Source organism: Streptomyces sp. NPDC003038 (assembly GCF_040611115.1).
Classification (GTDB): domain Bacteria; phylum Actinomycetota; class Actinomycetes; order Streptomycetales; family Streptomycetaceae; genus Streptomyces.
Genome location: NZ_JBEXNN010000069.1, coordinates 1 through 9,423, shown reverse-complemented (window position 1 = coordinate 9,423; position 9,423 = coordinate 1). Strand labels below are relative to the sequence as shown.

The window sequence follows — 9,423 nt, the reverse complement described above, 5'->3', positions numbered from 1 at the left end:
TACGAAGAGCCTCCCGACCTGCGAAGAAGCCGGTGGTCATGCCCCTAATCAGCGGTCTGTCGATGCCTCCGGAGCTGGTGACACCACCCCCCCCCCAGGCCATGCGTTCGACAGGGGGAGAAAGTCATGCCAACTCCGGAGGCCGGGCGCCCCGTTGCGGGGCCACCAAGAAGGTAATGGGGAAAGCCCCCGGCAGGTACGGCCCGAGTGAACTCCCATACATGTCCGTCAGTTGCATCCGCGTCACACAACACAATCTACCGGATCACGCCCGCCACAAGGGCCAATCCGCAATTGATCACACCCAAATACGCGCGCTAGTCCAGGGCGAAAGAGTGCGCCCGATCCCGTATTCTCTTGAGACTGGTGTCCAGAGTGTCACGCTGCCCTGGTCTATAGCGAACACAGCTGGATGTTCACTAGGATGCGTGAGCACTACCATGGAGTACGCGGCCGAGTCGCTATGGGGCAGCAGCACCGTGCTGCTGCCCCAGAGCGGATCATGACCGCCGCACATGAGCTGCCGGGTGACCGTCAGGCGTCCCTCCTGGCTGACCAGATACACAAGTGATTCCTCGGCAGATGTGACGACGGAGAACGCTTGAATGATCCCCCTACCTGCTGCAGTGCACGGGATGGGACCCCTGCTGGGACTCCACAGATAGGCGATCCCGTCCTGAGCGAGGAACTGCGGTGCGGGGAACCTTGTCTCGGGGCGGCCGCACACCCCGAAGACGCATTCAGCCTTGATACCGGTCATCGTGTACGCCAGCAGTCGGACCAGTTTTCCCCCTGTTCGACCCTCCCAGCGCTGGAGTAGACCTCCCTCCCCAAGGTCAACGACCCAGGAATCCGGGCCCGTCATAGAGACATGGAAGTCATTGGCCCAGCACAAGGGCGCCGGGAGGGCGAATACGGCCGGCGGGCTTTCAGCTGTGTGGATCCACAGTTCGGTCGCCCTGCTGCCACCGCGGCGCGCGGCCCCGTAAACGACAGGTTCCGCTGAACGCGCCCCCGGCGGCAGATAGTAGGCTGCCTTCAGCATATTTGTACGACCGGCCCAGCTAAGTTTCTCGGCGGCGGTAAAGCCCTCCGGCATGAGGAGGGTCCGCCAGACGAGTCCCTCATGGTCTGCCCAGTAGACCTGAACCAGGCCCTTGTACATCGTGCTCACGATGGCCTTGGGCGTGCTCGTCCACTCCGCGACGATCGGCCAGGCAGATGCCTCGGCATCCGACATCTCCGGTGCCAAATGGACAATGCTGCCGCCACTGTCATTCTGAGGCACGAACAGAAGGAGCTCGGCGAGCCATCCCCGGTAGGGGTTACGGAATGCCGATGCGCGGATCGGCCCACCTTCGCTCAGTTCCAAGAAGTGACGGCCCGAAGCCGGAGGCGGCTCAGCAGGGGGCAGGAGAGGAGCAGCTGCCGCTACGGGCGCACCGTATCCCCTGTCTGCTGACCTGGCTGGGGCTGGATGGCTTTCGCTTGGTGCAGGGCTCCGGCTTTGTAGGAGGGGCTGCTGACGCGGGTGTGAAGCGGTGGTGTTTTCAACGGGTGGCTTGTCGCCATCCTTAGCTCTGCGGGCGCCACAGCGCTCGTGAAATCTAACTGGTACGCGGTAGCGTTCGCTTGCAGCAGCAAGGAGGCTCCTCACGCGCGCACACTTCCGTGAGGCCGTCCGGTACACGACCTCCCGTACGACGGAGACTGCGGTTCCGACCCTGAAAATCACCAGAGTGGGACGTGTACAGAGCGTCGATCGGCAGAGTCGTGCCGAAGTAGTTCGTATGCTCACAGTGCTCACTCGACTCGCTCAGGTCAGCTGGCTGACAAAGGAGGAGGTGTCCTTAGACTTGTGTCCTACATGGTGAGGCGTCGTTGGACTCGCTATGGGGAGTGGTCGGTGGGGATTGGATCGTTCCGGACGGTTTGTGGGAGCTTGCTGAGCCGTTGGTGCCAGCTGCGGGGGTGCGGCCGCAGGGTGGCGGGGTTGCGAACATCGATGACGAGGCGGTCTTCGCGGCGATATCTACGTGTTGGTCAGCGGTTGTGGATGGAGGGCTCTGCCTCCGTGCTTCGGGGCGTCGAAGTCGACCGTGCATCGCCGGTTCGTCATCTGGTCGCGGGCGCGGGCGGGAGTCTGGGGCAGGCTGCACCAGGAAGTACTCCGGCCTTCTGGACGAGCGGAACCTGGTTGACCTGTCCCGCGTCGTCCTCAACTCCGCGCACGTGAGGGCCAGAGGAGGGCGAAATCACAGGTCCGAGCCCCGTGGACCGGGGCAAGCCCGGTTCCAAGATGCACGTCCTGTCCGACGCGAACGGACTGCCCCTACGGGTTGCGGCCAACGCCCACGACAGCCAGGCACTGAAGCCGATGCTGTCCCATTTCCACATGGGACACGAATCCCACCCGAGCGCTGCCAAACCCAGGCGCCTGCATGGCGGCAAAGCCTACGACGTGCCTCACCTGCGGCGATGGCTACGGGGAAAACGTGATCGGCGTCCGAATCGCCCGCAAGGCCATCGACTCCAGCGAACGGCTCGCCAACGCAGGTGGGTCATCGAACGCACCATGCCTTGGCTGACCGGCTACCGCCAACTCAGCCACCGCCACGAGCGGCAACCCGGCAACTGCCTGGCCTTCCTCGGGATGGCAGCCCTCTGCTGCGGTTGTCGTGGCGGGCGGAGTTACATGCCGCGGTCTTGGCCCGAACCATGTTCTCCGGACGCTCGTCGGCAGTCATAGGAAGCCTGTGCAGCTTTCCCGGACCGGGGTAGAGCGAAGCTCATGTCGGTACCGTGCCCAGCCGCCGTCGTCGACCAGGAGCCACGGGGCGCTGCTGTCCGCGTCGACGAGGAAGAGAGTTCGCCCTGGTCCGTACCCCCGATCGGCCACAGCCCGTCGCGGGTGCCATTCCGTGAGCTCACACAGCAGTCGCGGGTCCTCGTCCGGATCGAGGTCCTCCCAGGGCACCTCAGACCAGGCACGGACCGTTTCCCGTATCCACTGGCCAAGGTTCCAGCCTCCGGTCTCGGAGTGGTTTAGGTACAGGTGGCCGTTGAGGAGGATCTGGTAGTCGGACGGCAGCCACTGCACCGTCTGTCGACCGCGAGCAGGCTGGCCTCCTTGCTGGCGTATCCGCCGTCCACCGTCGTGAACCACGACGCAGAATCCCCTGGAGCGCTAGACCGAGGGCACCAAACAACGGTTACGCACGTCGAAGGCGAGGATGGGGCTCGTCACCATGACCGGGCGTTTTTTTCGGGGCATCAGGCCGGCCGTTGGCGGCTGGGAGCCCCAGCGAAGGGCCGGTGCGTTCGTTGGCGGCTTGGTCTTGCGCAGACCCGGGGAAGCCTGCGCTAACGGGGCGGTTTCCGAAGGGGGCTCGAGGGCACGAGGCGTCGGCGGTGCCGACGCAGGATCATCTCGACAGCCTTGGGGGTGGTATGCAACTGCTCGGCTATGTCGCGGTGAGGGTAGCCCAGGGCTACCTGGGCGAGGACAGTGCGGGTGCGGGCTGGGGCCTGGGTCAGGACCTCGCACGCCTCGAGGCGCCAGGTGGCCAATTGGCCGGGGCCCGGGCAAGGATCAGGGAGCTCCCTGGCTTCCGACAGGGGGAGGGAACAACTCCCGGCACGATATTCGCGCAACCAGCGGCGGTATTCGTTGGGGAACCGGAGCAGACACTGGCCGATGAAGAAGCTGGCGAGGGCAGCACCTTGCTCGGGGCGCCAGCCAGTGCCCTCTTCGAGCCTGGCTCGGAAGGCGGGCAGGGCCACGGCAACAGTCAAGCCAGCCAGCTCACTGGCCGCGTCGGGATCGTGCAGGAGTTCTGGGGCGCCCGTCAAGGAGATCGGGGTTATGGAGCGAACTCGGGCGAAGATCACGCCATTAGCAATCCACGCGCTCAGCACGCGATGGCCATAGCAGGCTAGATCTTCATTCAACCGCTCCCACCCCTGAGAAGTAGCGGGCATGAGCGGCGCGGAAAACCGCAGCCACTGTCGGGAATTGGCTGATGTGCGAGCGGACTGGGAACGGCGCGCCCCAGCTTGGGCAGCAGGATCGGAGAGCCACTGAGACATGAGTGAGGTCCTTGATCGGGCAGGCGGACGGTGGGAGGCATGCGAAAGGCGGTCGGAGTGGAGGAGCGGGTGCACCTCGGCAATCCGGGAGGAAATTCAAGGCGGGAGAACCGACGATGAATCCTGCATGCAGAGGTAGCCGTAGACGGAAGGGCAGTGGGGAAGCCCGGCCCCTGGCGCGTAAGGCCCACGGCGCAAGACCAGCGGGGCAGTGAGGCGTCATACTCTGAGGGGTGGCGGGGTGTCTTGATACGGAGGGAAGTAAACATCCAGCTCCGCGAGTTCCTCAGAACTGAAGCAGCTACGGTGGACGGCGTCCCAATGGGCTGCTAGATGGTATGGATGAGCTGCCGAGGTCAGGACAGAGGTGATGGCCGGATCCCGTAGCACCCAGCTGATGGCCAGCTGCTCCATGGATTGCTCGCGGGCTGCGGCGATCTCTGCCGGCCCCCGGGCAGGACGGCCGCGCTGCGGCCTCTCCATCAAGCTGGCCCGGCGGGGTGCCCCGCGAAGCTGCTCGTGGTCACTGGGATTCGTGATGATGCAGCCGAGGCCATGTTCCTTAAGCACTGGGAGGAGTCGGTCTTCGATCCACCGGTTCACCAGTGAATAGGGGGCCTGGTAGGCCACGACCGGCGTACCCATGTCCGCAAGCAGTGCACTGATTTTACTCAAAGGAGAAGGGGCAAAAGATGACAGTCCTATATAGAGCACCTTGCCCTGTTTAATGGCGCAAGCCAGAGCGCTCGTTGTCTCCTCCGTAGGAGTGCTCGAGTCAAACCGGTGGGCATAGAGGATGTCCAGATAATCGAGGCCCGTACGGCGCAACAGGCCGTTTAGCCCGGACAAGATCTGCTTGCGGGAGCCGAATCCGTCCAGCGGCCCGGGTTGAGTGCCCCGTCCCATCCGTGCCGAGATCACCATCTGGTCGCGCTGTAAGAGCCAGGGCGCAAACAGTTGGCCCATTCGTTCTTGCCCGGCCGTGAAACCGGTGGCCAAGCCTGCGGTGACGTCCAAATGAGTTACCCCCAGATCCAGTGCTTCACCGATCAGACAGGGACTCAGAGCCTGGGGCGCCTGGAGGGCGGCGCTCATGTCGAGCCCGAGGACCGGCAGATGAAGACCGCTGCCGCCACAGCGCCGATACGGCACCGTCATTGCGGGAGGGCTGGAGAATACATCATGCATGTCTTTTCCCTTCGACCGTAGATGGGGCGCGCTTAGGCCAGGCGCAGGGTGCCGATCCCGGGCCCGGTGGTGTAGCGGGCCAAGATCCCCGTGGGCGACTAGGGCCTCCTGACATCGCGGGCAGGGCAGGGCCAGCATCGGGCCCCCAGCCCAGCTCAGTCGCGCGACGTATACGGTCCCGCCACGCGGTGTGTGTCTGCGTCGTAGGAGTGCCTCTTCAGCGTGAAAGGTGGGTTCCTGAAGTCGACTTCGGCACAGTTGCGGTAGCGGTTGGATGAATGGCCCAGTACGCGGCCCTCCCCCTTGACCAGGACGGCCCCGACCCGATAGCCGCACTGGGAGCGGGCTGCCTGCTTGAGCGCAAGGATCAGATACGGGAGCGCAGCCAAGCCTTCCCAGTGAGGTCCGGCGGCGGGCTCCGATGCGTCCTGCGGCGCCAGAAGCCGAGCTCTTTAGACTTGATCCCAGGCGAGGAGCGCATAACGCCTTGACCTCCAAACACTGGGCTTAGGGTCATCGATCGTTGGACGACTAGAAAAGGCTCAATGAATAGACACGGACAGTGTGGTGGGCGAGGTGGGATTCGAACCCACAGGCCCCTTAGGGCGGCAGTTTTTAAGACCGCTGCGTTTGCCTGATTTCGCCACTCGCCCCCAGCAATAGCATTCTTCCAGTCGGTTGCGGCCCGCTCCTTCAGCCCTAGGTTTTAGCGCTCACGACAGCACCCGCCCGCTCGCGGGACAGCTTCCCGCCCCAGCACGTCTCCCAGCTATGGGCGGACACAATGGTCGACGTATGCAAGTGGCGTGAGTTGCCACCTCTAGGAGGGTTGGAAGGACGGGATACCGAGGGGGCGGGGGGGGCAACCGGGGGGCTTTGGCGCGCCCCAGAGGTACTGAGCCTGTTCCACTTAAACTCATGCATCGGAAATGGCACTACCTAATCCGAGGAATGCATCAGGATGATGCGCGAAGTGAGACTGCTCATCTGCCGATAAGGGATACCAATCCCGCAGCAAAGGTTATGTTGAGGCACATCTCCAGTGAGGGGACGCGCCCCTGACGGTCGTGCCCGGTGCCCGCACAAAACCGCATCTGGTCGGCGGTGTTCTTCAGCGTTCTCGAAAGTATCCAAGCCACGTGGACGAACACACTGGGCATGTCGGAGCAAGCGCAACCGTGTGCTCAGCGGCACGGTGAGCGCGCGCAGGAAGGGAAGCCGTTGAACCTGGGGGAGCCAGCGTGGCCGACACCGTAAGGACCGATGGGTGACGCCGGGGCCATCGGTCGGAAGAGTAGAAAAGGGCTGAGAAGGCTGCTTCGGCTCTGCGTCAAAGCTAACATCGTGACACCGAACTCTCTGTCGCCGCCCGCAGCTGAGAATCGCAGCTATACAGGACGCGACCTCTCGCATCCAGCTCTTCATGACGTCCTGTTTCGCACTCGGCGGCCCGCCTCACCCACCCCACTGCTGCTGGGTCGCATATATCGGACTGCCAGCCATGAGCGCGGACGACGGGACCACAGATGCGGAAACCTCCGCGATATCATCATGGGTTGTCTCCTTTATTCTGCTTCCTCGGCGGGCAGCCAAGTTTCAGGCAGTCACAGCGCCTACTCTCCTGGTAGAGAACGTGGACGCAATCTATTTCCCACGTCGCGCCTGCAGCGTTCTCCTCTACCTCTCAGGTTCTCCACAGTGCTCCCCGAAGAGAGCTGGAACTAGCTCCTAGATGATGATCCCATGGTCTGCGCTCTTTCACGCGGCGGATTGTTAGGCACGTGCCTGGACTTCCCCGCAGCTTCTAGGCATATGCCCAATCGCCCCCGGTCATGGCCCGGATGGGAGGTAGGCGGTTAAGACCGCCCGCCTAACCGAAAGTAGGACAGCATCGTATTCCGAGGGACAGTCGACTCACTGTGACCTATGACCGAATCGGAGGGCCTCCTAGCTCTCCAGACCGGTCGAGAACAACCCTGGCCCTGTCCTTCGTGCCGCGCTCTGTAGGCGTGATCAAAGGACTGTGGGCTAGGAAGCACCATAGGAGCGCTCACACTGCCTTAAAGCTCCCCCAATTGGACTTCTTCTCCTGCCCTCAAGGCTGGTGAACTCCTGCGGAGTACCCCCAGCCCCAAGCAGACCACGCTCCCTGCTGCTGCACGTATCGACTGCCATTGAACGCGAAAGGAGATTAGAAATCGCCGCTGTAGGCAGATTTACTTCGCTTAAGAGCCGTTCGGCGCTTCAACCATCAGGCAATGCGGTGTATGTCGCGAGTGTCGTTGCGGTCCGCCTACCAGGCGGTAGATCTTAACGGCGAGATTCGTTGCTATTTAGATCTGAAGTATATGGCACGGCAGGCCCTTTGAACGATTTCACCTGTGGAAAATCTTTATTCTACCGTTGCGGGCGTGTAGCGCCTTCAAGTCCATTATCAATAATTTCCTCCTTAGTGAAGGTCGCGAGGAGGCACGTGCTAGATCAGAAGCAGAGACAGTGCTGCCTCCACGGCTTGCGGAGCCTCTCAGCAGGGACCCTTCGTCGTCATTATTTATTACATGGCGTCTCCTAAGAGGTGTGTATCGCAACAGGCCCCTCCCGAATTGAGAGAACAGCCAGGCTCATGCCTTCACAGCGCAGCCCTACAGGGCACTCCGCCTGTGCGTTGTAGTCCACACTCCTGCCAGAAGTCGGCACACGCGTTGGCCGTCGGCTTGACTGAAAAGAGGGACCCTTCATGGCTCACTGCAAGCAACCATCCTCTGGACCCTTGGGCTCTACCCCCCTTTACCCCTCGAAACAGTCATTGGTCGAATATAACGAAAATACACCCCCCGGAATAATCGGTGAGAGCCTGCACATAACCAGCGATGCGGAGCTTACTGAACGGGCGCGCGCCGGGAACACTGAAGCTTTTGCCGAGTTATTTCGAAGGTATTGGGACGCGGCGGTGAGGCTGGCTGCCTCACATGTCCAGGACACCCACATAGCTCAGGACCTGGCAGCAGAGTCGTTCGTTCGCGTATTTCAGATCTTAAAATCTGGCGGCGGCCCTGAAACGTCTTTTCGATGTTATTTGAACAGAGTGTTGCATAATTTATCGACCGAATGGGGCAAGAATACCCGGCGCTGGGTACTGGTTCCGGACGTCAGTCTCTATGAAACGCAGAAGGGCAACTCGGCAGAGAGTAAATTTCTGAAGGAATTCGACCACGCCCTCGTCATAGAGGCGCTTTGTTCTCTCCCGGAGCGTTGGAAGATTGTGCTTTGGTATACAGTCATACAGGGGTATCGACCAGCCACCCTTGCAGGTTATTTTGGTATAAGTCCCAACAGTGTTTCGGCCCTGACTTACCGGGCTAAAGAAGGATTACGTCAGGCCTATTTAACGATTCACGTAAACCGCGCAAAATCTGAAGCTTTATGCGCCTATTTCATAGAGCGGCTCGCCGCATACTCAAGGGCGCGGTTGATCGGACTCGCTGCTGAGGAAACGGCTCGGCACCTTGAATCCTGCAGATCTTGTGAGCGAATGTTTGAGGAAATTCAAAATCTGAACTCTTTTCTGAGGAGGTAGGCGGACGAGTCCTGAAAGGGACATCTGATTCGCATAGTTCATGGTTGACTGAGCTTTCTGTGTATCAACGCGGTTTCCAGCGGTCGTCGCAACACGCGTCGCGTTGATCAGGTAGCGAGTTGCGCAGGCGCTCGGCAGGGGTTTCCCAGCCGAGCGTTTTGCGTGGCCGGCCGTTGAGTTCGGCAGCCACGGCTGCCAGGTGCTCGCGGTCGTGGACGAGTCGGTGTTGTTGGGACAGGGGCATTGCGTCACGGGCATTGCGTGAGGTGATCTTGTCCGGTTTCGTCAGGTGAGGCCGAGGGCGGGCAGGGGGCGGCGGTAATCGCGGGCGGTTCGTCGGAGGGCGGCGGCGATGTTGGTGGCGCCGTTCTGGCGGTGGACGCCGATGGCGAGGTTCCGCAGGGAGGCCATGGTGCGGGGCAGGTGGCCGGTGCGGACCTTGGAGTGTTCCTCGAGGAAGGTCCGGTCACGGACCAGGGCTGATTCAAAGTCCAGATGATCATGTTGGGTTGCTGGTCAGGCCAGGTCGGGGAGGTCCAGTGGGTGTGTGAAGGGGGCGTAGGAGGTTT

The 9,423-nt window shown here is 61.9% G+C and carries 6 protein-coding genes and 1 tRNA gene; 3 read left to right on the top strand and 4 right to left on the bottom strand.

The features are described from left to right. Nucleotides 1–298: 298 nt before the first annotated feature. A complete protein-coding gene (locus tag ABZX75_RS33555) occupies nt 299–1,372 on the bottom strand; it encodes a hypothetical protein (protein ID WP_355417802.1) in 1,074 nt (357 codons plus the stop codon). 664 nt (nt 1,373–2,036) lie between these two features. On the opposite strand from ABZX75_RS33555, the gene ABZX75_RS33550 reads away from it, so the two are divergent. Both ABZX75_RS33550 and ABZX75_RS33545 read left to right on the top strand, forming a co-directional pair. Beyond that, nucleotides 2,037–2,201 carry a transposase gene (locus tag ABZX75_RS33550; RefSeq protein WP_355417799.1) on the top strand — a complete coding sequence of 55 codons (165 nt, stop codon included), beginning with the start codon at nt 2,037–2,039 and terminating at the stop codon, nt 2,199–2,201. 98 nt (nt 2,202–2,299) lie between these two features. After that, complete coding sequence (locus ABZX75_RS33545; protein ID WP_355417805.1) at nt 2,300–2,749, top strand: transposase; 450 nt, start codon at nt 2,300–2,302, stop codon at nt 2,747–2,749. A gap of 1,559 nt (nt 2,750–4,308) precedes the next feature. Here ABZX75_RS33545 and ABZX75_RS33540 read toward each other — a convergent pair. Further along, the gene (locus ABZX75_RS33540; RefSeq protein ID WP_355417796.1) at nt 4,309–5,277 is read right to left on the bottom strand and encodes an aldo/keto reductase; all 969 of its coding nucleotides are present in this window, start codon (nt 5,275–5,277) and stop codon (nt 4,309–4,311) included. A 565-nt stretch (nt 5,278–5,842) separates the two neighbouring features. Further along, nucleotides 5,843–5,930, bottom strand: a tRNA-Leu gene (locus tag ABZX75_RS33535). A 2,153-nt stretch (nt 5,931–8,083) separates the two neighbouring features. Between ABZX75_RS33535 and ABZX75_RS33530 the strand changes: the two genes are divergently transcribed. Further along, nucleotides 8,084–8,854 carry a sigma-70 family RNA polymerase sigma factor gene (locus tag ABZX75_RS33530; RefSeq protein WP_355417793.1) on the top strand — a complete coding sequence of 257 codons (771 nt, stop codon included), beginning with the start codon at nt 8,084–8,086 and terminating at the stop codon, nt 8,852–8,854. Nucleotides 8,855–9,139: 285 nt separating this feature from the next. Here ABZX75_RS33530 and ABZX75_RS33525 read toward each other — a convergent pair whose 3' ends face one another. Next, a complete protein-coding gene (locus ABZX75_RS33525) occupies nt 9,140–9,265 on the bottom strand; it encodes a hypothetical protein (RefSeq protein WP_355417790.1) in 126 nt (41 codons plus the stop codon). Nucleotides 9,266–9,423 lie beyond the last annotated feature (158 nt).

What these genes read in the sequence shown, in the direction of transcription:
- ABZX75_RS33525 (WP_355417790.1), bottom strand. Translation starts at nt 9,265, where the DNA reads ATGGCCTCCCTGCGGAACCTCGCCATCGGCGTCCACCGCCAGAACGGC.
- ABZX75_RS33540 (WP_355417796.1), bottom strand. Translation starts at nt 5,277, where the DNA reads ATGCATGATGTATTCTCCAGCCCTCCCGCAATGACGGTGCCGTATCGG.
- ABZX75_RS33545 (WP_355417805.1), top strand. Translation starts at nt 2,300, where the DNA reads ATGCACGTCCTGTCCGACGCGAACGGACTGCCCCTACGGGTTGCGGCC.